17 protein-coding genes and 1 tRNA gene are annotated in these 21,496 nt (G+C 66.8%); 8 read left to right on the top strand and 10 right to left on the bottom strand.

The window, feature by feature from the left end; genetic code table 11:
* Positions 1-62: 62 nt before the first annotated feature.
* Entirely contained in the window at positions 63-2,063 is a 2,001-nt protein-coding gene (locus C7402_RS37025; protein WP_116614098.1) for a hybrid sensor histidine kinase/response regulator, read from the top strand.
* 99 nt (positions 2,064-2,162) lie between these two features.
* On the opposite strand, the gene mscL is transcribed toward C7402_RS37025, so the two are convergent.
* The 4 genes from mscL to mfd all read right to left on the bottom strand — a co-directional run bounded on the left by mscL (position 2,163) and on the right by mfd (position 8,731).
* A complete protein-coding gene (mscL, locus tag C7402_RS37030; RefSeq protein ID WP_112176394.1) occupies positions 2,163-2,609 on the bottom strand; it encodes a large conductance mechanosensitive channel protein MscL in 447 nt (148 codons plus the stop codon).
* Between the two features lie 203 nt (positions 2,610-2,812).
* Positions 2,813-3,823: a threonine ammonia-lyase gene (locus C7402_RS37035; protein WP_116614099.1), complete on the bottom strand. Its 1,011-nt coding sequence runs from the start codon at positions 3,821-3,823 to the stop codon at positions 2,813-2,815.
* Positions 3,824-3,844: 21 nt separating this feature from the next.
* Complete coding sequence (gene argE, locus C7402_RS37040; protein WP_116614100.1) at positions 3,845-5,068, bottom strand: acetylornithine deacetylase; 1,224 nt, start codon at positions 5,066-5,068, stop codon at positions 3,845-3,847.
* 183 nt (positions 5,069-5,251) lie between these two features.
* Positions 5,252-8,731, bottom strand: a complete 3,480-nt coding sequence (gene mfd / locus C7402_RS37045) for a transcription-repair coupling factor (RefSeq protein WP_112176388.1) — start codon at positions 8,729-8,731, stop codon at positions 5,252-5,254.
* A 329-nt stretch (positions 8,732-9,060) separates the two neighbouring features.
* Between mfd and ispD the strand changes: the two genes are divergently transcribed.
* From ispD to C7402_RS37060, 3 genes are all read left to right on the top strand, one after another.
* Positions 9,061-9,780 carry a 2-C-methyl-D-erythritol 4-phosphate cytidylyltransferase gene (ispD, locus tag C7402_RS37050; RefSeq protein WP_116614101.1) on the top strand — a complete coding sequence of 240 codons (720 nt, stop codon included), beginning with the start codon at positions 9,061-9,063 and terminating at the stop codon, positions 9,778-9,780.
* Between the two features lie 44 nt (positions 9,781-9,824).
* Positions 9,825-10,304: a 2-C-methyl-D-erythritol 2,4-cyclodiphosphate synthase gene (ispF, locus tag C7402_RS37055; protein WP_116614102.1), complete on the top strand. Its 480-nt coding sequence runs from the start codon at positions 9,825-9,827 to the stop codon at positions 10,302-10,304.
* Positions 10,305-10,475: 171 nt separating this feature from the next.
* Positions 10,476-11,609 (top strand): acyltransferase family protein, encoded by a 1,134-nt coding sequence (locus C7402_RS37060; RefSeq protein WP_116614103.1) that lies wholly within the window; start codon positions 10,476-10,478, stop codon positions 11,607-11,609.
* A gap of 52 nt (positions 11,610-11,661) precedes the next feature.
* Here C7402_RS37060 and C7402_RS37065 read toward each other — a convergent pair whose 3' ends face one another.
* From C7402_RS37065 to ompR, 3 genes are all read right to left on the bottom strand, one after another.
* On the bottom strand, positions 11,662-12,210 hold the full coding sequence (locus C7402_RS37065) for a peroxiredoxin (RefSeq protein WP_112176381.1): 549 nt from the start codon (positions 12,208-12,210) through the stop codon (positions 11,662-11,664).
* A gap of 159 nt (positions 12,211-12,369) precedes the next feature.
* A complete protein-coding gene (locus tag C7402_RS37070) occupies positions 12,370-13,719 on the bottom strand; it encodes an ATP-binding protein (protein ID WP_112176379.1) in 1,350 nt (449 codons plus the stop codon).
* Between the two features lie 53 nt (positions 13,720-13,772).
* Complete coding sequence (gene ompR / locus C7402_RS37075) at positions 13,773-14,507, bottom strand: osmolarity response regulator transcription factor OmpR (protein WP_027814652.1); 735 nt, start codon at positions 14,505-14,507, stop codon at positions 13,773-13,775.
* 250 nt (positions 14,508-14,757) lie between these two features.
* On the opposite strand from ompR, the gene C7402_RS37080 reads away from it, so the two are divergent.
* The 3 genes from C7402_RS37080 to C7402_RS37090 all read left to right on the top strand — a co-directional run bounded on the left by C7402_RS37080 (position 14,758) and on the right by C7402_RS37090 (position 18,087).
* Positions 14,758-15,072 carry a hypothetical protein gene (locus tag C7402_RS37080; RefSeq protein WP_112176377.1) on the top strand — a complete coding sequence of 105 codons (315 nt, stop codon included), beginning with the start codon at positions 14,758-14,760 and terminating at the stop codon, positions 15,070-15,072.
* A 262-nt stretch (positions 15,073-15,334) separates the two neighbouring features.
* Entirely contained in the window at positions 15,335-16,795 is a 1,461-nt protein-coding gene (locus C7402_RS37085; protein ID WP_116614104.1) for a DUF1800 domain-containing protein, read from the top strand.
* 68 nt (positions 16,796-16,863) lie between these two features.
* A complete protein-coding gene (locus tag C7402_RS37090) occupies positions 16,864-18,087 on the top strand; it encodes a DUF1501 domain-containing protein (RefSeq protein ID WP_116614105.1) in 1,224 nt (407 codons plus the stop codon).
* Between the two features lie 40 nt (positions 18,088-18,127).
* Here the strand turns inward: C7402_RS37090 and C7402_RS37095 are convergent, their stop codons facing one another.
* A complete protein-coding gene (locus C7402_RS37095) occupies positions 18,128-18,970 on the bottom strand; it encodes a squalene/phytoene synthase family protein (RefSeq protein ID WP_112176372.1) in 843 nt (280 codons plus the stop codon).
* A gap of 460 nt (positions 18,971-19,430) precedes the next feature.
* Between C7402_RS37095 and C7402_RS37100 the strand changes: the two genes are divergently transcribed.
* A tRNA-Leu gene (locus tag C7402_RS37100) sits at positions 19,431-19,517 on the top strand.
* A 113-nt stretch (positions 19,518-19,630) separates the two neighbouring features.
* Here the strand turns inward: C7402_RS37100 and C7402_RS37105 are convergent.
* Both C7402_RS37105 and C7402_RS37110 read right to left on the bottom strand, forming a co-directional pair.
* Positions 19,631-20,077, bottom strand: coding sequence for a MarR family winged helix-turn-helix transcriptional regulator (locus C7402_RS37105; RefSeq protein ID WP_112176370.1), 447 nt, complete (start codon positions 20,075-20,077; stop codon positions 19,631-19,633).
* 174 nt (positions 20,078-20,251) lie between these two features.
* Complete coding sequence (locus tag C7402_RS37110) at positions 20,252-21,409, bottom strand: glycerate kinase (protein ID WP_116614106.1); 1,158 nt, start codon at positions 21,407-21,409, stop codon at positions 20,252-20,254.
* Between the last annotated feature and the right edge of the window lie 87 nt (positions 21,410-21,496).

The raw sequence follows: 21,496 nt of genomic DNA on the forward strand, positions 1-21,496 counted from the left end.
GACTCTTCACCCCTGGCCACACGGCCGCAAGCGCGGCCCATGCCCGAACGGACGCTTCGCGCATGACTGACGCAACTACGATGCTGGTCGGCGCGCGCGTGCTCGTCGTCGACGACGACGAAGGCATCCTGCGCCTCGCCCGCAAGTCGCTCCTGCGCGCCGGCGCGCGCGTCGACACCTGCCCGGGTGTCACGGAGGCGAGCGCGCTGCTCGCCGCCCATACGCCCGACGTGCTCGTGCTGGACTACCAGCTCGACGGCGCCGAAACAGGCCTCGACTTTTTTCGCCGGCTGCGCGCCGACGACGTGCGCGTGCCCGCCATTCTCGTGACGGGCTTCACCGACGAGTCGCGCGTGATCGCCGCGCTGCGCGCAGGTGTCTCGGACGTGGTGCCGAAGTCGGGCGACTATCTCGACTATCTGCCGGAGGCGGTGGCGCGCGTGCTCTCGCAGGTCGCGCTGCAACGTGCCTCCGACGAAGCGCTGCTGCTGCGCGATCGCGAGGAGCACTACCGCACGCTATCCGAGGCGCTGCCCCACCTCGTGCTCACCTGCGGCGCGGACGGCAATTGCGACTTTCTCTCGAAGCAGTGGCTCGACTACACGGGGCTCGACGCGCGCGACGCGCAAGGCCTCACGTGGCTCGATGCCGTGCACCCCGACGACCGCGAGGAGATCCGCCATACGTGGCTCAGGTCCGTGGGCAGCGGCGCCACCGACTATCGCCACGAATTGCGCATTCGCCGTCATGACGGCGTGTACCGATGGTTCGACGTTCGCATCGTGGCGATGCGCGACCCGCGCGGCGGCGTGAACAAGTGGTTCGGCAGTTGCACGGACATCGATTCGCAGCGCGAAGCAACCGAGGAGCGCGAACGTTTGCTCGCCTCGGAGCAGGCCGCGCGCCAGGCGGCGGAGGAGGCCAATCGCGCGAAAGACCGTTTCCTCGCGATGCTCTCGCACGAGCTGCGCACGCCGCTTACGCCGGTGCTCGCGGGCACGCGCCTGCTCGAACAGATCGACGGGCTGCCCGAAGCCGCGCGCACGGGCGTGCTGATGATCCGCCGCAACATCGAGCTGGAGGCGCGCCTCATCGACGATCTGCTCGATCTCACGCGCGTGGCCAACGGCAAGCTGAGTCTTGCGCTCGACACCGTCGACGTGCACGAAGTCATCGAGGCGGTGCTCGAACTCTTTCACAGCGAAATCCAGATCAAGCAGCAGGACGTGCATGTGGATCTGCGCGCGCAGCATCACTACGTGCGCGGCGATCGCGCGCGGCTGCAACAGATGCTCTGGAATCTCGTGCGCAACGCCGCGAAGTTCACGCCCGACGGCGGCCATATCTATGTGCGCACGCGCGACGAGCGCACGCACGTGGAAATCGAGGTGGAAGACACCGGCATCGGCATCGCGCCCGAGCAGATCGGCAAGCTCTTTCACGCGTTCGAGCAGGGCAGCCACAACCTTACGCGCCAGTTCGGCGGCCTCGGCCTCGGGCTTGCCGTGACGCGCGCGCTGACCGAGGCGCATGGCGGGCGCGTGAGCGCGAAAAGTCCGGGCGCGCATTGCGGCGCGACCTTCACGATCGTGCTGCCCACCGCGGTGCCGGGCGAAGGCGCGGCGGCCACCGCCGAGCTGCGTGGTCCGCACCGCGAGGGCGCATTGAACATTCTGCTGATCGAGGACCACGAGGACACCGCCGAAGTGATGTCGCAACTCATGCGCGCGAGCGGCCACGAGGTGGCGGTGGCGGGCAGCGTGGCCGGTGCGCTGGCGCTCACGGCCGGCATGCGTTTCGACCTCGTGGTGAGCGACATTGGCTTGCCGGACGGTTCCGGCATCGACTTCATCCGTGCGTTCCGGGCACAATCGTCGGCGCCGGCTATCGCGCTCACGGGTTTCGGCACCGAAGACGACGTGCGCCGCAGCGTCGAGGCGGGCTTTACCGCGCATCTCACGAAGCCCGTCAACTTCGAGCAGCTCGAACGGCTGATCGAAGAGGCGCTGGCCGCGCGCGCGGCGGCGCCGTTCGGGCCGGACGCGGCGAGCCCCGCGTCCTGAGCGTCGCCGGGCGGCACGGCAAGGGCGAAAAAAACCCGCGCGGCCTTGCGGCGGCGCGGGCTTTTTTTCCGGATTCTCTCGTCCGGGCGCTGACCAGACTCAGCGCGGATTGTTCTTCAACGAGTCGCGGATCTCACGCAGCAGCAGCACGTCTTCGGGCGTCGGCGCCGGAGCAGCGGCCGCGGCTTCTTCCGGCTTGCGCAGCTTGTTGATGAATTTCACCATCAAAAAGATGATGAACGCGAGGATGACGAAGTTGATCACCGCGGTGATGAACGAGCCATAGCCGAACACGGCCACGCCCGCAGTCTGCAAATCCTTGTACGACTCGGGATTGCCTTTATAGCTGGCCGGAATGTGGCCGAGCCGGACGAACATGTTCGAGAAGTCGAGGCCGCCCGTGATCACGCCGATGACCGGCATGATGAGATCCTTGACGATGGAGTTGACAATGCTCGAGAACGCGCCGCCGATGATCACACCGACGGCAAGATCCATCACGTTGCCTTTGACGGCGAATTCCTTGAACTCCTGGACGATGCTCATGAGCGGGCTCTCCCTGAATGGCGCAGCACGGGGCTGGGGTCAAAACGACGTATTGGCGCAATCATAGCGAACGCGTCCGTATTGCGGTAGCAGTTTGACATTCCCTGACGTTTTGCCGAGCGCGTTGGCCAGGGCCGGCGACGAAGTCCGGGCACGCGCACGCGGCATGCCTGCCGGGCGCGCTCGATGTGACTCAGTGCGCCTCAGTGTGCAAGCGAGAGGTGCGAGTGGAATGCGTCGGGGTCGGTGTTGGTGCCGCACAGCAGCACGCCCACGCGTTTGCCTTGCAGCGTGTCGCGCAGCGGCCCGAGCAGGCCTGCCGTGGCTGCGGCGCAAGCCGGTTCGACCGCGAGCTTCAGTTGCTCGAAGAGCACGCGCATCGCGCGGCGCATGTCGTCGTCGGAAACGGTGACGACGCGCTCGATATGGCGGCGGCACAGCGTATAGCTGTATTGCTCCGTGTGCGGCGCCATGAGCGAGTCGGCGATCGAGTGCATATGGGTCATGCGCACGGTGTGGTTCGCGGCGAAGCTGCGGCTCATCACGTCCGAGCCCTCGGGCTCCACGCCATACACATGCACGCGCGGATTCGCGAGCCGCAGCGCCGTGGAGACGCCCGCCGCCAGACCGCCGCCGCCGATGGGCACGACCACGGCGTCGAGGTCGGGCGCCTGGGTGGCCCATTCGTAGCCGAGCGTGGCCGTGCCGAGCACTGTGCGGTAGCCGTTGAACGGATGCACGAAATAGCGTCCCTCGTCGGTCTCGATACGGCGCACGATGTCGAACGCCTCGCTGCTGTTGCCCGCCATGACGATTTCTGCGCCAAAGCGCCGGCATTGCGCGACGCGCGCCTCGCTCGCGGTGCGAAAGAGCACGACCTTCGCACTGATGCCGAGACGCATGGCCGCATACGCGACCGCGATGGCGTGATTGCCGCCCGAGACGCAGGTGACGCCCGCGCTGCGTTGCGCGGCGTCGAGCGCGAGCAGATGCGTGAACGCGCCGCGCACCTTGAAGCTGCCGCTCGATTGCAGCAGCTCGAACTTGAAGTTCACGAGCGTCGCTTCGAGCGTCGACAGATCATGGCGGTCGAACACCGGGGTGCGCAGCACCCACGGCGCGAGGGCGAAATGCTGCGAGGCGATCTCGTCGAGCGTGGGGATCGCCTCACCGTCTATCGTGTGGCTGGTGGGCAGCGGCGTGGCGGTGGACATGGCGGTGCGCGTGCGGCGTGGTTATCGTGCCTGGGCTTCGACGGACAGGCCGTGCACGAGCTTGCGCAGGAAACCTTCGCAGGCCGCGAGCTGTTCGAGCGACACGTATTCGTTGGGCTTGTGCGCCTGCTGGATGTCGCCGGGGCCGCACACCACGCTCGGAATGCCCGCGCGCGCGAAGAGGCCCGCCTCGGTGCCGTACGCAACCTTGCGGCGCGCGTCGTCGGCGGTGAGCGCACGCACGAGCTGCGTGATCGCGGCCTGCTCGGTGGCGTCGAGGCCGGGGGCGGCTGCGATCTTCGTAAATTCGATCGCGCCCACCGCGTGCTCGCGCTGCATCTTCGGCACGAGCGTTTCGCGCGCGTACTGCTCGATGCGCGCGAAGATCGTCTCGGGGTCGAGCGTCGGCAGATTGCGGAACTCGAACGCAAAGCGGCATTCCGCCGGCACCGTGTTGATGGCGTTGCCGCCTTCGATCGTGCTGGTTTGCGCGGTCGTGAACGGCACGTCGTAAAGCTCGTCGAAGGGGCCGTTGGCGCGGAACTCGTCGGCCATGTCGCGGATGTAGCAGATGAGGCGCGCCGCGTATTCGATGGCGTTGAGGCCGCGCGGCGTGAGCGACGAATGCGCGGCCTGGCCGCGCACGCAGCACTGGTACGCGTTGATGCCCTTGTGCGCCACGATGGGGCGCATGCTCGTGGGTTCGCCCACGATGCAGCCTTCGGGCTTCACGCCGCGCTTCACGAGTTCCTCGATCATGAGCGGCGCGCCCACGCAGCCCACTTCCTCGTCGAACGAGAGCGCGAGGTGCAGGGGCTTGGCGAGTTTCGTCTGCTGGATTTCGGGCAACAGCGTGAGCGCCGCGCCGATAAAGCCCTTCATGTCGCAGGTGCCGCGGCCGTAGAGCAGCCCGTCGCGGATCTCGGGCTTGAACGGGTCGCTGTCCCACTTCTGGCCGTCCACGGGCACCACGTCGGTGTGGCCCGAGAGCACGATGCCGCCGTTCGTTTCGCCGTCATGGGCGGGGATCGTGGCGAACAGGTTGGCCCACTTGCCGTCGCGGCCATAGGTGAGCGTCGATTCGATGCCGCGCGCGCGCAGATCGTCGCGCACCGTCTCGATCAGGCCGAGATTCGGATGACGGCTGACCGTATCCATCGAAACGAGGCGGGTAACCCAGGGGAGCGAGGCGGGAACGGAGGCGAACTGCGTGGAAGACTGCGCTGTTTCAGCGGCGTGGGACATGTTGGACTCCAGCTTGCTTGTATTCTTCATCTTACCCAAAAAGAATGTGGCAAGCCAAAGCGACCGGCAGTGTGTGGCTTCCCGGAGCGCTCGCCGGCCACCTGCATGGCGCGCTGCAACATCACGTGAAAACGCCCGCGCGGAAGGCGATCCGCGCGGGCGTCGGGAAGGCGTGCCGGGACCTTAGCGCGCAGCGCTCGCGCGATTGGGCGCGCCGAGCGCGCGCAACGTCTCCTTCACGGTGGCCACGCGCACCGCGAGGTCGGGGCTGCGCGTTTCTATGCGCAGCTTGTCCTGGCCCGCGAGCTTGATGTGCTTGTGCTTCTGCACCATCTCGATGATGCGCATGGCGTCCACGGGCGGATTCGGCACGAACTGCAAGCCGATCACGGCTTCGCCCGCATCGATCTTCGTGATGCCGAGCGGCTTGGCCGCCAGTCGCAGCCGATGCGTTTCGATCAGCGCGTGCGCCTGCGGCGGCATCTTGCCGAAGCGGTCGATCAGCTCCTCCTGAATGCCGTCGATCGAATCGTCGTGCTCGCAGTTCGCGAGGCGCTTGTAGAGCGACAGGCGCTCCTGCACGTCGCCGCAATAGTCGGCAGGCAGGATGGCGGGCGCGTGCAGGTTGATCTCCGTCGTCGCTGCGAGCGGCGCGTTCAGATCGGGCTCGCGGCCGTCCTTGAGCGCTTTCACGGCGTCGTTGAGCATGTCCGTGTAGAGCTGGAAGCCGATCTCCTGGATCTCGCCCGACTGCTTGTCGCCGAGCACTTCGCCCGTACCGCGAATCTCCAGGTCGTGCATCGCCAGATAGAAGCCCGAACCGAGTTCTTCCATCTGCTGAATCGCCTCCAGACGGCGCTGCGCCTGCTTCGTGAGCCCTTGCGGATCGTGCACGAGCAAATACGCGTACGCCTGGTGGTGCGAGCGCCCGACGCGGCCGCGCAACTGGTGCAACTGGGCGAGACCGAACTTGTCGGATCGATGGATGAGGATCGTGTTCGCGGTCGGCACGTCGATGCCGGTCTCGATGATCGTCGTACACAGCAGCACGTTCGCGCGTTGCCCCACGAAATCGCGCATCACGGTTTCGAGCTCGCGCTCGTGCATCTGGCCGTGCGCCACCGCGATGCGCGCTTCGGGCACCAGCGCTTCGAGCATCGCGCGGCGGTTCTCGATGGTCTCCACTTCGTTGTGCAGGAAGTACACCTGGCCGCCGCGTTTGAGTTCGCGCAGCATGGCCTCGCGAATCACGCTGTCTTCCTCGCGGCGCACGAAGGTCTTGATGGCGAGGCGCTTTTGCGGCGCGGTCGCGATCACGGAGAAGTCGCGCAGGCCTTCGAGCGCCATGCCGAGCGTACGCGGAATCGGCGTGGCGGTGAGCGTGAGCACGTCCACTTCGGCGCGCAGCGCCTTGAGCGCTTCCTTCTGGCGCACGCCGAAACGGTGCTCCTCGTCGATGATCACGAGACCGAGGCGCTTGAACTGCACGTCGGACGACAGCAGCTTGTGCGTGCCGATCACGATGTCGACGGTGCCGTCGTTGATCTGCTGGATCGCGCCGCTCACTTCCTTCGCGGTCTTGAAGCGCGACAGCTCGGCAATGCGCACGGGCCACTCGGAGAAACGGTCCGTGAAGGTTTGCGTGTGCTGCTCGGCGAGCAGCGTGGTGGGCGAGAGAATCGCCACCTGCTTGCCGCCCATCACGGCGATGAACGCCGCGCGCAGCGCCACTTCCGTCTTGCCGAAGCCCACGTCGCCGCACACGAGGCGGTCCATCGGCTTGCCGCTCGTCATATCGCCGATCACGGCGGCGATTGCCGCGGCCTGGTCCGGCGTTTCCTCGAAGCCGAAGCTTTCCGCGAACTTCACGTAGTCGCGCGGATCGAGCTTGAACGCGTGACCTTCGCGCGCGGCGCGGCGCGCGTAGAGGTTCAACAGCTCGGCGGCCGTGTCGCGGATCTGCTGCGCGGCCTTGCGGCGCGCCTTTTCCCACTGGCCCGAGCCGAGCGCGTGCAGCGGGGCGCTGTCGGGATCGGCGCCGCTGTAACGCGAAATCACATGCAACTGCGAAACAGGCACGTAGAGCTTGCTGCCGTTCGCGTATTCGAGGTGCAGGAACTCGGTATCGCCTTCGCCGAGGTCCATCGTCACGAGGCCGTGATAGCGGCCGATGCCGTGCTGCGCGTGCACGACCGGGTCGCCCACTTTCAGCTCGGAGAGGTCGCGCACCATCGAATCGACGTTGCTCGCCTGTTCCTGGCGGCGGCGTCCCGCGCGGCGCGCGAGCGGCCCGTAAAGCTCGCTTTCGGTAATGATGGCGAGCGCCTCGCCCGGCAGCGAGAAGCCCGTGGTCAGCGGCGCGACGCCGAGCACGAAACGCTCGTCGCCGGTGAGCCAGTCCTCGAAACTGTCCGCGCCCGTGGGGCGCAGGTGATTATCGGCGAGCAACTGGGCGATGGTTTCGCGCCGGCCCGCCGATTCCACCGCGAACAGCACGCGGTTTTTCGTTGTGTCGAGGTAGGCGCGCAACGCGGCGAGCGGGTCGTCGGCGTGACGGTCGATCGCAAGGCTCGGCAGCGCCGTGGCCCAGCCGCCTTCGCTTGTGGCCGGCAGCACAAGGCGCGCGAACGGCTTCGCGAACGTGAAGAAGTCCTCGTCGGTCAGGAAGAGGCGCTGCGGCTCCAGGATCGGCCGCTCGCGGTCGTGCGAGAGGAAGCTGTGGCGCTGCTTCGTGTCGTTGGTGAAGCGGCGGATCGAGGCGTCGAGGTCGCCCGAGAACACCAACTGCGCGTTTTCCGGCAGGTAGTGGAACAGCGTGGCCGTCTCCTCGAAAAAGAGCGGCAGATAGTATTCGATACCGGCCGAGGGCACGCCGTTGCCGATGTCCTTGTAGATCGTCGCACGGCTCGGGTCGCCTTCGAACACCTCGCGCCAGCGGCTGCGAAACGCCGTGCGCGACGCTTCGTCGAAGGGAAATTCGCGGCCCGGCAACAGGCGCACGTCCTTCACGGGGTAGAGGCTGCGCTGGCTGTCCGGGTCGAAAGCGCGGATCGAGTCGACCTGGTCGTCGAACAGGTCGAGACGGTAGGGCAGCGGCGAGCCCATCGGAAAGAGGTCGATGAGCGAGCCGCGCACGCAGTACTCGCCGGGCCGCACCACCTGGCTCACGTGCTCGTAGCCCGCGAGCGTGAGTTGCGACTTGAGCTTCGCTTCGTCGAGCCGTTCGCCCTGCGAGAACGAGAACGTATAGGCCGCCAGGAACGACGCGGGCGGCATGCGGTAGAGCGCCGTGGTGGCCGGGACAATGAGGATGTCGCAGCGGCCCTCGCCGAGGTCGTGCAGCGTGGCGAGGCGCTCGGAGACGAGATCCTGGTGCGGCGAGAACGTGTCGTACGGCAGCGTTTCCCAGTCGGGCAGCAGGCGCACGCGCGCCTGCGGGGCGAAGAACGGGATTTCCTGGGCGAGCCGTTGGGCGTCCACGGCGCTCGCGCAGATCACGGCCAGCAGCGGAGCACGCGCGGCGCCGGCGAGGGCGGCCTCGCGGTAGCGGGCGATCAGGAGCGCGTCGGACGAGCCGTGCGTGCCGTCGAATGCGTAGCGCTGCCCCGGCTTGACGACGGCGACGGGGGACGGGGAGTGCGAGGATGCGGCGATATCGGACATAGGCAACAGGGTGGCCGACGCTTGTGTCGGTATGGTGGCCAACTCGGGCGAAGTGCAATGCCAGAATTTGGGGGCCGGGCTCGGGCCTTCAAGTGCAAAGCCATGCGCAAAGCTGCACCGGCCGGGCTCCGGCGGTCATTCGAAAGGCGCCCGCGGCCCGCAGGGCGGGGCGGCAGGCGCCATTCGGGTGACCGGTCAGGCGTGCGCCACGGCTCGAATTCACGCGAATCCGGCGCATGGCGCGGGCGTCTTTGCGGGCGTCCGGCGTGCGGCTAAGGGACCTATTATAAAATCCGTCCTTTACTTTGACTCATGCGGCTCGCGACACCGTGACTTCACGCCTTTTTGCCCTGATTCCGTGCGCCGGCACCGGCAGCCGTTCTGGGTCGGCCATGCCGAAACAATATCGAATCGTTGCCGGACGCGACCTCCTGCACTATACGCTCGCTGCTTTCGACGCCTGCAACGAATTCGCGCAGACGCTCGTGGTGATTTCCGCCGACGATAACCACTTCGACGCCCGCCGCTTCGGCGGCCTGCGCTTCGCTGTGCGGCGCTGCGGCGGCGCCTCGCGCCAGGCTTCGGTCTACAACGGCCTCGCCGCGCTTGCCGAATTCGGCGCGCGCGACGACGACTGGGTGCTCGTGCACGACGCGGCGCGCCCCGGCATCACGCCCGCGCTGATCCGCACGCTCGTCGAGGCGCTCAAGGACGACCCCGTGGGCGGCATCATGGCGCTGCCGGTGGCCGACACGCTCAAGCGCGTCGCGCCGCGGGACGACGCGGCGCCGGGCACGCGTATCGCGCGCACCGAGGCCCGCGACGGCCTCTGGCAGGCCCAGACCCCGCAGATGTTCCGCATCGGCATGCTGCGTACCGCGATCGAGCGCGCGCAGCAGGACGGCCACGATCTCACCGACGAAGCGAGCGCGATCGAGTGGCTGGGCCACAAGCCGCGCCTCGTGCAAGGGAGCCTGCGCAACTTCAAGGTGACGTACCCCGAAGACTTTGCGCTCGCCGAAGCCATTCTCAGGCAGCCCGCCGAATAAGCCCGCTGCGCAATCCCATCACCCATCTCCCGGAACCCCCACCCATGGACATCAGAATCGGACAAGGCTACGACGTGCACGCGCTGGTGCCCGGCCGCCCGCTCGTGATCGGCGGCGTGACGGTGCCGTACGACCGGGGCCTGCTCGGCCACTCGGACGCCGACGTGCTGCTGCACGCCATCACCGACGCATTGTTCGGCGCCGCCGCGCTTGGCGACATCGGCCGCCATTTTCCCGACACCGACAAGCAGTTCTACGGCGCCGACAGCCGCGTGCTGCTGCGCGAATGCCTGCGCCGTGTGCAGGAAGCGGGCTTCACGCTCATGAACGTCGACACCACGGTGATCGCACAGGCGCCCAAGCTCGCGCCCCATATCGAGGCGATGCGCAAGACGATTGCCGAAGACCTGAACCTGCCGCTCGATCGCGTCAATGTGAAAGCGAAGACGAACGAAAAGCTCGGCTATCTCGGCCGCGGCGAAGGGATCGAAGCCCAGGCCGCCGTGCTCCTGCTGCGCACGTGACGCGCCTGCTAGCCCCGGATGGCGGGGGCTAGCGCGCCTGAGCAGGGCGCGTGCCTGCTCCCCACCTTACGGCGATGGTTGCAACTGCAATCATCGCCGTCGCTTTTCTTGCCGATTAATTTCCGTTTATTTCATCCCATACTGAACCGGTAACCGGAAGTGGGGAGGGCAATGGCGGGAGTTGAAAGACGCGTGAAAGGCCTCGACGGCCTGCGAGCGCTCGCGGTGGTGCTCGTATTCCTCTCGCACAAGGCGCACGTCGATGCGATCGACGCGGGCAAGATCGGTGTCTGGCTGTTCTTCCTGATCAGCGGCTATCTCATCATCGGCGAGCTGCATCGCAACCGGTTGCGCATCGAGCAGCACGGCGCGCGCACGTCCGCGCTGCTGTACGTCTTCTTCATGAAGCGCGCGCTGCGCATTTTTCCCGTGTATTACCTGCTGCTGATCGCGCTGACCATCGCGCATGCATGCTTCTATCAGCGCGATGTCGATCTGGGTCTCGTCTGGCATTTCGCATTCCTCTCCAATTACTGGATTGGCGTGGTGCACGATGGCTGGCCCGGCACGGTGTCGCATTTCTGGAGCCTCGCGGTGGAGCAGCAGTTCTATTTGGTCGCGCCGTTCGCACTGCTGTTCGTGCGCGCTTCGCGGCATCTCGCGCTATGTGCCGTGGTCATCGCTGCTGCCGCGTTCGCCCACCTCGCGCTGTACGAGGAAGGTGCGATCGAGCCGCTCGTCTACGCGTTCTCGCCGTGGAATTTCGCCATGCTCGCGCTGGGCGGCGCGCTGGCGATTGGCGGCGCGCGCGTGTCGCTGCGCGCCGGGGCCGCGAGCGGCGTGTGGTTCTTTGCCGCGCTCGCGGCCATCACGGGGTTCGCGCTCGCGCGCGCGGATTGTGCGCAAGCGCTGACGGGCGCGACGCTGCCGGGCCTCTTCGATATCGGGCTCGCGCTCTCGCTGGGTGCGCTGTTCCTGTGGCTCGTGTGCCGCCAGGACAGCGCGCTCGTCGCCGCACTCGAACTGCGTCCGCTCGCGTATCTCGGCACGATCAGTTACGGCTTCTATCTGTTCCACAACCTGGTGCCTTCGCGCCTGGGCGTGGCGCCGGAATTCTATGCACGGCTGCATGTGCCGGAGACGGTGCAGACGGCGCTCGCGCTCGTATTGCAGTTCGCGCTGGCCGTGCTGCTCGCGCATCTGTCGTGGCAGGTGCTGGAAAAGCGCGTGCTCGAATGGAAGCGGCCGCTCGAAACGGCGATACGCAACCGTTTGCCCGCGCGCGCCGCGGCAAGCCAGACGTGACGCGCAGGGTGGTGCGGCGCCAGGCCGCGCTGCGTTGACGTGTCGCGCTGCGCTAAAGCGTCTCGCCGCCGATCTCGCGCCCGCCGGGGCACAACTCGCCGGTCTGAAGACCGTCGAGCACGCGCAGGACTTCTTCTGCGCTGCGGCCCACGTTCAGGTTATTCACCGTTACGTGCTGGATCGTGTTGTCGGGATCGATGATGAAGGTCGCGCGCAGCGCCACGCCCGCTTCCTTGTCGCGGATGCCTAGCTGATCGATCAGTTCGCCCTTCACGTCGCCGAACGAATAGTGATTGAGGCGGTTCAGGTCCTGGTCTTCGCGCCGCCACGCGAGCTTCACGTATTCGTTGTCGCAGCTGCCGCCCATCACGACCGCTTCGCGGTCGTCGAACTCCTTGATGAGCCGCGCGAACGCGACGATCTCGGTGGGGCAGACGAGCGTGAAATCCTTCGGATAAAAGTAGATGACCTTCCACTTGTTCGAGAAGGTCTGCTCCGTGATTTCGATGAACGCGGACTCGCCGTTTTCCTCGGGATGGTTGAAGCCGGGCTTCGCGGCGGTCACCGTGAAGGCTTCGAGTTTGTCGCCGACGGTTTTCATGGCGGGGATCCTCAGACGAGAGGCGGGCCAGGCGGCCCGCTTTGGCTCCGCACGCGGGAAAGCGTGCCCTTGAATCCGATTGTCGCAGGAGCGGGCGGCGCGTGCTGTGAGCGTGCGCCGTCGCGGGCTACGGGTTACGAAGAGACGGGACGAGCGCGATCAGGCGCCCTTGGCGAGCGGGAACTCGATCGTCACTTCGAGGCCCGGGCCCGGCAGCCGGTTGCGCAGGCGCAGCGCGCCGCGATAACGGCCCACGAGCCGCTGCACGATGGCCATGCCGAGGCCCGTGCCGTTGGCCTGGGTGCGGGCCGTGTCCACGCGGTAGAACGGCCGCGTGACGAGCGGGAGCTGATCCTCGGGAATGCCGGGGCCTTCGTCGACCACCGAGAGCTCGACGCGCGAGTGCGAGACACGCGTTTCGAGCATGATGTGCGGAATGCCGTCGGTTTCGCTCGCGCCGTACTTGCGGGCGTTCTCGATCAGGTTGCCCACCACGCGGCGCATGTCGGTGTCGTCGGCTTCGATCATGGCCGAAGGCGCGAGCCGCGTGATCAGACGCACGCCGTCCTCGCTCGCCATGCGTGCAGCCATCTCGCCGGCGATGACCGAAAGATCGACGCGCTCGGGCATGCGCTGCGCGGGCCGCGCATAATCGAGGAAGCGGCCGATGATCATGTCCATCTGCTCGATGTCGTCGATCATCGCGTCCTTGGTCGCCTGGTCGGACGGGCTCATCTCCGTTTCGAGCCGCAGGCGCGCGAGCGGCGTGCGCAGGTCGTGCGAGATGCCCGCGAGCATCAGCGCCCGGTCGGCCTCCAGTTGCTCCAGGTCGCGCACCATCTGGTTGAACGAGCGATTGGTTTCGGCCGCGACGCCCATGCCGCTTTCGGGCAAGGGCGCAGGCGGCTGCCCCGAGCCCAGCATGCGCGCCGACATGGCCAGCCGCGCGAACGGCCGGTTCACGAGACTCGTGATGAAAGCCGCGCCGAACAGCGAGAGCGCGAGCGCGGAGACACCCCATCCCACCCACTGCAAGCCCGTGACGTTGTCGAGCTGATCCCGGTCGAGCGCGACCCAGTAATCGTCGTCGTCGATCTTGAAGCTGATCCACACGCCCGGAATGTTGTTCACGGACTGCGCGATGATGGTGTCGTCGCCAAGGCGCCCGCGAATGTCATGCTCGATCAGGCGATTGAGTGACTCGTCGGGCTGGAGCTTGTATTTGTCCGTGGTTTCGCGCGGGTAGACGCGCACGCCCTCGTTGCTCTCGAGATCCTGCAACAGCGCGCGGCGCAGATCGGGATCGGAGTAGAGGAGCGCCGTGCGCGTGAGCTTCACGACCGCGACGAGCTGGAGCGCCACGCGTTGCGCGCGCGGCTCGCGCTCGATCACGCGAAAGCTCTGGAACCACGCGGCAAGGCTGACGGCGATGAGCAGGGCGATCAGCAGGAAGGTGCGCCAGAACAGATCGCCGAACGCGAGCGTGAGCAAACGCCGGTCAATCCGCATGGACCCTTCCCGTTTCAACAGAGGCAGTGCAGACAACGAGACACCATCCAGGATCAGGCGGCGCCGTCGGGAATGAACACGTAGCCGAGTCCCCACACCGTTTGAATGAAACGCGGGCTGCCCGGATCGGGTTCGATGAGCTTGCGCAGGCGCGAGATCTGCACGTCGAGGCTCCGGTCGAACACTTCGTATTCCCGGCCGCGTGCGAGCTCCATGAGCTTTTCGCGCGACAGCGGCTGGCGCGGATGACGCGCGAACACCTTGAGCACCGAAAACTCGCCCGTGGTGAGCGGAATTTCCTGCCCGGCCTTGGTGAGCGTGCGCGTGGCGAGATTCAGCGCGAATTCGCCGAACTCGAACACCTCGGTGGTTTCCGAGGGCGCGCCCGGCAGCTCGGACGGCGCCTGGCGGCGCAGCACGGCGTGAATGCGCGCGACCAGCTCGCGCGGGTTGAAGGGCTTGGGCAGATAGTCGTCGGCGCCCATTTCGAGGCCGACGATGCGATCCACGTCCTCACCCTTGGCGGTGAGCATGATGATAGGCGTGCGGTCGTTGCTGCCGCGCAGGCGGCGGCAGATCGACAGGCCGTCTTCGCCGGGCAGCATGAGGTCGAGCACCAGCAGGTCGAAACGCTCGCGCACCCACAGCTTGTTCATGGCGGGGGCGTTTTCGGCCACGTATACGTTGAAGCCCTGTTCGCCGAGGTAGCGGCGCAGCAGATCCCGGAGTCGGGGATCATCATCGACAACGAGAATTTTGGACGGGTTTTTGGTTTCCATGCCTGGCATCTTAGCGCGATTGGATAGTGATGCGAGTTTGCACCAATTATCAGGTTACAGTCAGTTACAAAATTTACCCGTGCTGTGCCACGGCATCAAGCACCGACAGATAGACTTCTTTACGTAAAGCGGCTGTTCGGTAGATACTTCATTCGACTTTAAATTCCAGGCCCGCGCAGGTCGGGTTCGTACATGCATTCGAGGTAGCCGTTTGCCGCGTCAAGAAGGGAACAAAACGATGGGAGGGGTCAGGCCGACAATGCGCCACACCATGCTTGCACTGGCGCTAGCCGGTGGCGTGGCGGCTGCATTGGAGTCGGTGCCGGCTCGGGCCCAGCCCTCCGCAGACCGGTACGAAAACACGCAGTCGCCCGCTCGCGCGCCGGGTGGCAAGTCACCGATGCGCCGCGTACGCGGCGACCCGATCCCGCGTCCTGCATCAGACCTCAATCAGCGTCCCGCCGTTCCCCCCGATCTCGATCAGCGCCGCCGTGACGGCCATATGACGCCCGACGAGCGCAAGCTCTTGCGCCAGCACATCGAAGACGCCGTGCGCGAACTGTATAAGCGCTGATATTGTCGCGGCGTTTCAGGCGCGCCATTTTCTCTTCGCTCGCACCGCACGCCTTTCTCGTGCCTTTCATGATTTTACCGGCTTGGGGCGGCATATTCGGGTTATGCACGCAATCGCGCCGCGCTGAAAAATCTCGTAGCAATTGCGCGGTCAACAGCCGTTTCTCGCGGACCGTTAAGCCGGTACATTCGATTCATGCGCCGGCTGTCTCGCCGCGCGCCCATTCATCATGAGCGACTCCAGACGGTTCAGGCCGGGCGCGATGTCTCGCGCGGCATCGTCAGACGATGACGACGGCGCGCTCGTCGACGCCGACGACGCGCGCCATCTCCTCATTCGCACGGGCTTCGCGCCACGCGCCGATGAGGTCTCGCCTTATGTGGGCCTGACGCGCGCGCAAGCCGTCGCGCGGCTGCTCGACAGCGCGCGCACCGAGGCGCTCACGTCGCTGCCCGCCTGGAGCGAAGAAGCACTGCCGAGCCGAGCCCAGCAACGCGCATGGACACCCGACGAGCGCCGCGACGCGCAACGCCAGCGCGGTGCGCGCTACGACGAACTGCGCGCATGGTGGCTGCGCGAGATGCTCGTCACGCCTTCGCCGCTCACCGAGCGCATGACGCTCTTCTGGCACAACCATTTCACGTCGGGGCAGGACAAGGTGTCCGAGCCGCAGTTGATGGCCGCGCAAAACGCGCTCTTGCGACGTAACGCGCTTGGCAGCTTCGCGACGATGTTGCATGCCGTCGCGAAGGACCCGGCAATGCTGCTTTACCTCGATGGCGCGAGCAATCGCAAGGGCCGGCCCAACGAGAATTTCGCACGCGAAGTGATGGAGCTGTTCACGCTAGGCGAAGGGCAATACACGCAGCGCGACGTGGCTGAAGCGGCGCGCGCCTACACGGGCTGGAGCCTCGACGCCGACACCCGGCGTTTCGTCTGGCGTCCCGAGCTGCACGACGACGGTGAGAAGGCCGTGCTCGGGCGCAGTGGAACATTCGACGGCGATCAGGTGCTCGACATCCTGCTCGCGCAGCCCCAAACTGCCCGTTATCTGAGCGCGAAGCTGTGGCGTGAGTTCATCTCCGGTACGCCCGACGATGCGCAGCTCGACACTGTCGCCGTGCGCTTTCGCACGAGCGGCTACGACAACAAGGCGGCGCTCGGCGCGCTCCTCACGACGCCCGCGTTCTGGGACGAGCACAATCGCGGCGTGCTCGTGAGTTCGCCCGTGGAGTTCATCGTCGGCACGATGCGGCGTTTCGACGTGACCTATGGCGACACGCTGCCGTTCGCGCGCCGCTCGGCGGCATTGGGCGAGAATCTGTTCTATCCGCCGAACGTGAAAGGCTGGCCGGGCGGGGCGGCATGGATCAACAGCTCGACGCTGCTCGCGCGCAAGCAGTTTGTCGAGCAGTTGTTTCGCGCGACCGAGACGGGGCCCTCGCATGCGCCGCACGCCATGACGAAGATCGCGTCGGGCATGCAGCAAGACACGCCAAATGCAGTGCGGCAAGCGATGCCGCAAGGCGGCATGCGTTTCGATCTGGATGGCTGGCTCACGCGCTTTGGCCTGAGCGCCGAGGCGCAGCCCGGCCTCTCGGCGCAGTTGCAAATGCAGCATGCCGTGCTGCCGCTCGCACCGGTCGATGCGATTGCGGCCGGCAGCAGTGCCGGTTCCTATCTCCAGGCACTGCTGATGGATCCGGTGTATCAGTTGAAGTGAAGCATGAAAATGACAAGCCGAAATCCCGGTGGCCGGGTTCGCCACCGTACTGACGAGCGAGGCAGCGCATGAAGCGACGCGACTTTCTTGCGGCCGGCGCCGCGATGGCGGGCACGACGCTTTGGCTCCCGGGCGCGGCGCGCGCGCAAGGGGCGAAGCCCGTGCGCGCAGGTGCATCGAACCGCTACGACAATCTGCTGATTCTCGTCGAGCTCAAGGGCGGCAACGACGGCCTGAACACCGTCGTGCCGTTTGCCGATCCGCTCTACTACAGCTACCGGCAAACCATCGGCGTGCCGCGCGCGCAGGCGGTGCAGCTCGACGAGCGCACGGCACTGCATCCGGCGCTCGCGCCGCTCATGCCCATGTGGGGCGCGCACGAACTCGCGATCGTGCAGGGCGTGAGCTACGCGCAGCCGAATCTCTCGCACTTTCGCTCGATCGAGATCTGGGACACGGCCTCGCGCGCCGATCAATATCTGCGCGAAGGCTGGCTCACGCGCGCGTTCGCGAGCGCGCCGGTGCCGGGCGGATTCGCAGCCGATGCGCTCGTGCTGGGCAGCGCCGAGATGGGACCGCTCGCGAACGGCGCACGTGCCATCGCGCTCGTGAATCCGGCGCAGTTCGCGCGCGCCGCGCGGCTCGTCACGCCGGTTTCGCTCAAGGAACGCAACCCGGCGCTCGCGCATATCCTCGACACCGAAAACGACATCGTGCATGCGGCCGACCAGTTGCGTCCGCGCCCAGGCGCGTACACGCTCAAGACGGCGTTTCCGCAAGGCGCATTCGGCGCTTCGATCAAGACCGCCATGCAGGCGCTCGCGTCGGCCGACACGCCGCAAGGTGCACCGGTGCCCGAGCGCGGTGTCGCGGCGATTCGTCTGACGCTAAATGGCTTCGACACGCATCAGAACCAGCCGCAGCGCCATGCGGACCTGCTGCGCCAGTTCGCGGCCGGGATGGTGGCAATGCGCTCTGCGCTCATCGAACTGGGGCGCTGGGACCGCACGCTCATCGTGACGTATGCGGAGTTCGGGCGGCGCGTGCGCGAGAACCAGAGTCGCGGCACGGATCACGGCACGGCGTCGGCGCATTTCGTCGCGGGCGGGCGGGTGGCGGGCGGGCTCTATGGGCAGGCGCCGCAACTGGCGCGGCTCGACGGCAACGGCAATCTGCCCGTCGGCGTGGACTTCAGGCAGATCTATGCGACGGCGCTCGGGCCCTGGTGGGGGCTCGACGCGCCGGCGGTCCTGCAACAACGTTTCGAGCCGCTGCCGTTGCTGCGGGCATGAGGCACGCGCGGCAGGCTTGGGCGGGATTCAACCGCGGGATTCAACCGCGCCGCGCGGCGCGCCACGCGATCCACAGCTTGCGGATGGGCGTGAGCACGATCTGTTGATGCAGCACCTGGTGGCCTTCGCGCTCGACTTCGTCGAGTAGCGCGAGTTCGAGCGCCGCGAGCGCGCGCAAGGTGCCCTGGTCGCGCCGCGTGTCGGCGGGAACCGCCGCGAGCGCGGCGTGCACCGATTCGCGCGCGCGCGAGGTCTGGAACTGCATGAGCTCCGTGAATTCCGCGCTGTAGCGGCGATTGATCAGATCGGCGGCGGTCACGTTGTAGCGCTGAAGCTCGTCGATGGGGACGTAGATGCGGCCGTGGCGCGCGTCGTTGCCGATCTCCGGCACGAACTGCGCGAGCATCAGCGCGTTGCCGAGCGGCGCGGCCCAGCGCGCGGCGTCGCGGCGCGCCTCGTCGGTGCGCGCGCTGAGCTGCGCGACGAGCGTCGCGAACGTGCCGCCCACGCCGTCCATGTAGCGGCGCAGGTTGGGCAGATCGAGATAGCGCGCCTGCTCGAAATCCATCTCGAAGCCGGCGAGCAGCGCCTGCAAGCCGGGATAAGCGGCGCTCACATCGTCGAGATGCTGCGCGAGCGCTTGCGTGACCGGGTGGGACGGATTGCCCGAGGCCAGCGCGGCCAGCTCCTTTTGCCACCAGGCGAGCTTCGTGCGGCCTACGGTGGGGTCGCTCGTCTCTTTCGCGGTTTCCTCGAGTTCTCGGCGCAGCGCAAAGAGGGCGGTGAGTAGCGGCTGGCGCGCGGCGCGGGCCTGACGCAGCGCATAGTAGGTGCTCGATCCGGGGGGGGCCGCCTTTTGCAGGCAGTAGTCGTCGAAGTTCACGGCGTTTGGCGGGTGTGGGGCGATGCGGCTCGCGCGGCGGCCAGAGCCCGCCGCGACGGCAGAGCCGCGATTCTAGCACCGGGGCGTGTTTCGGCCGACCCGGCGCGGCTGGCAGTGCAGGCAGGCGGGCGGGCGCACGCATCGGCGCGGCGTGTTTTCGGGATGCAGACAAGCGCCGGTCTATCGGTTAGAATCTCGCGCTTGCGCTTTCGAGGTGCAGGCGCGTAGCCGGTTCATCACGGCCCATCATGCGGCTCATAATGAGATGCAGGGCAGCCCGGCGAGCGCGGGCCGAAAGAAGACAGAAAGCGAGCCGGATTGCGGGCGAGGCGCGTGGCGCCGGCCCGATGTCTCACGAGGACTCGATCGGTCGGCATGTTGCAGAGGGTTGTATCGCACGCGTTATTCGCAGCGGTCCCGCCGGGCGCAAAGAACAAGAAGAAGCAAGCGCAAAGAATTCGCGTGAGTGGCGAAATTGGTAGACGCACCAGGTTTAGGTCCTGACGCCCGCAAGGGTGTGCCGGTTCGAGTCCGGCCTCACGCACCATCGAAAAAAGGCCATGTACCCCAAGGTACATGGCCTTTTTGTTTGCCCGGCTCATCCGTGCCATGGCAGCCCGTTGCGGGCCGCCATCTGTTTCGTTTATCGCCTCTGCCGGGTCACAGCTCGGCCTGCATCGCTTCGATCACCTTGTCGAGTGCGCGGGCGAGCGTCTCGCGTTCCTTGTCGTCGAGGCTCGCGAAGAGGTCGACATTCCACTTGCGCGCGACGGGCATGACCTTGCGGTAGAGCGCACGGCCATCGGGTGTGAGCGAAACGAGTACGAGGCGGCCGTCTTCCTCGCTCGTGTCGCGGCGCATGAGGCCGCGGCGCATCAGCGCCTCGGCTGCGCGGCTCGCCTGGCTCTTGTCGAGATTCGCGTGGCGCGCAAGCTCCATCACTGAAAACGGGCCGAACGCCCCCACAGCTGCAATGAGCCGAGCTTCCGGAAGCGTGATGCCGAGCTTCGCCTGATAGCGTTCGCTGGCGCCCCGTTCGGAGAGCTTGTTCAGGACATGCAGCCGATAGGTGAGGAATTGTTCGAGTCCGGCTTTGCTTGCCTTCATGGGAGTCCTGGTCTGGTCGCTTGGGAAGGGCGCGATCGTGTCGCGTTTACGTGATTGTTGCCCCATCTGGCGCGCGGGTCAACGCATCCAAACCCTTGTGCGGTACGCCCGTCGCGGCGCACGAATCTATTAATCGCTTACTGCGGAATACGCGACGGGCCCCGGCGACTGCGCTCAGATGGATGCGCGCGCAGCGTATTTGAGGCGCGTGAGCTGCTCGGCCTCGTTGGCGAGCAGGCGCGCGGCGTCGCGGATCGCCGTTTCGAGCGTGATGGGACCGGGCGCCGGCGAGAAGCAGCCGCTGAAGTGCTCCGCAAGGCGCGGCAGCGCGGCCGGGTCCACCGCGCCGGAAAGCAGTGTGGCGGGCACGCCCGCGGCCACGGCGTGGCGACAGGCGATGAAGGGCGCCTTGCCATGCAGTGTTTGCACGTCGGAGCGGCCTTCGCCGGTGATGAGCCAATGTGCGTTCTGGAGCGCGTCGTCCAGACCGATGGTGCGCGCAACGACTTCCGCGCCGGGTTCGAAGCTCGCGCCGAGCATGCGCAGCGCGAATCCCAGGCCGCCTGCCGCGCCGGAGCCGGCTTCGTCGCGCACGCGGCGGCCGAGCGCCGCTTCGAGCAGATCGGCGAAACGGCCGAGCGCCGCGTCGATCGGCGCGACCTGTTCCGGCGTCACGCCTTTTTGCGGGCCGAACACGGCGGTCGCGCCATGCTCGCCGGTCAGCGGATTGTCGACGTCCGACATGCCGACGAACGAGGCTTCGCGCAGCCGCGCATCGAGCTTCGTGGCGTCCACGCGCGCCACCTGCGCGAGCGCTTCGGGCGTGGGTTCGAGCGGCTTGCCGGCGGCGTCGAACAGTTGGAGGCCGAGGCCCGCGAGCAGGCCCGCGCCGCCATCGTTCGTGCTGCTGCCGCCGAGCGCCACGTAAAAGCGCCGTACGCCTTCGTCGAGCAGCACGCGAATCGCTTCGCCCATGCCGCGCGTGCTGCGCGCGCTCACCGGCACGCCCATGCCGACCGGGTCCGTGATGCCGACGATCTCGGCGGTCTCGACGATCGCACTGCCGTCGAGCAACAGGCCGACCGTCGCGTCGCGCTTCGGGCCGGCGGCGCCTTCCACGGTGATCACGCGGCGCTCGCCGCCCACCGAAAGCATGGCGTCGAGTGTGCCTTCGCCGCCGTCGGCCATCGGACGGATGCGGATATCGGCGTCGGCGCGCACGCGGCGGATGCCCTCGGCGATCGCGGCGGCGACCCCGTCCGCGCTGAGCGAGCCTTTGAAAGAGTCAGGAGCAATGACGATAACGGGGGCGTCAGTCGACGAATTCGGCATGGTGTCTCTGCTGGAAGAATTGTGTTGGAAGCGGCTGCGGCCGGCGGGGCGTCCGGCGCGAGCGTAAGCTTAACAGCCTTGCCGCGT

The organism is Paraburkholderia unamae (assembly GCF_003096875.1).
GTDB classification, from domain to species: domain Bacteria; phylum Pseudomonadota; class Gammaproteobacteria; order Burkholderiales; family Burkholderiaceae; genus Paraburkholderia; species Paraburkholderia unamae.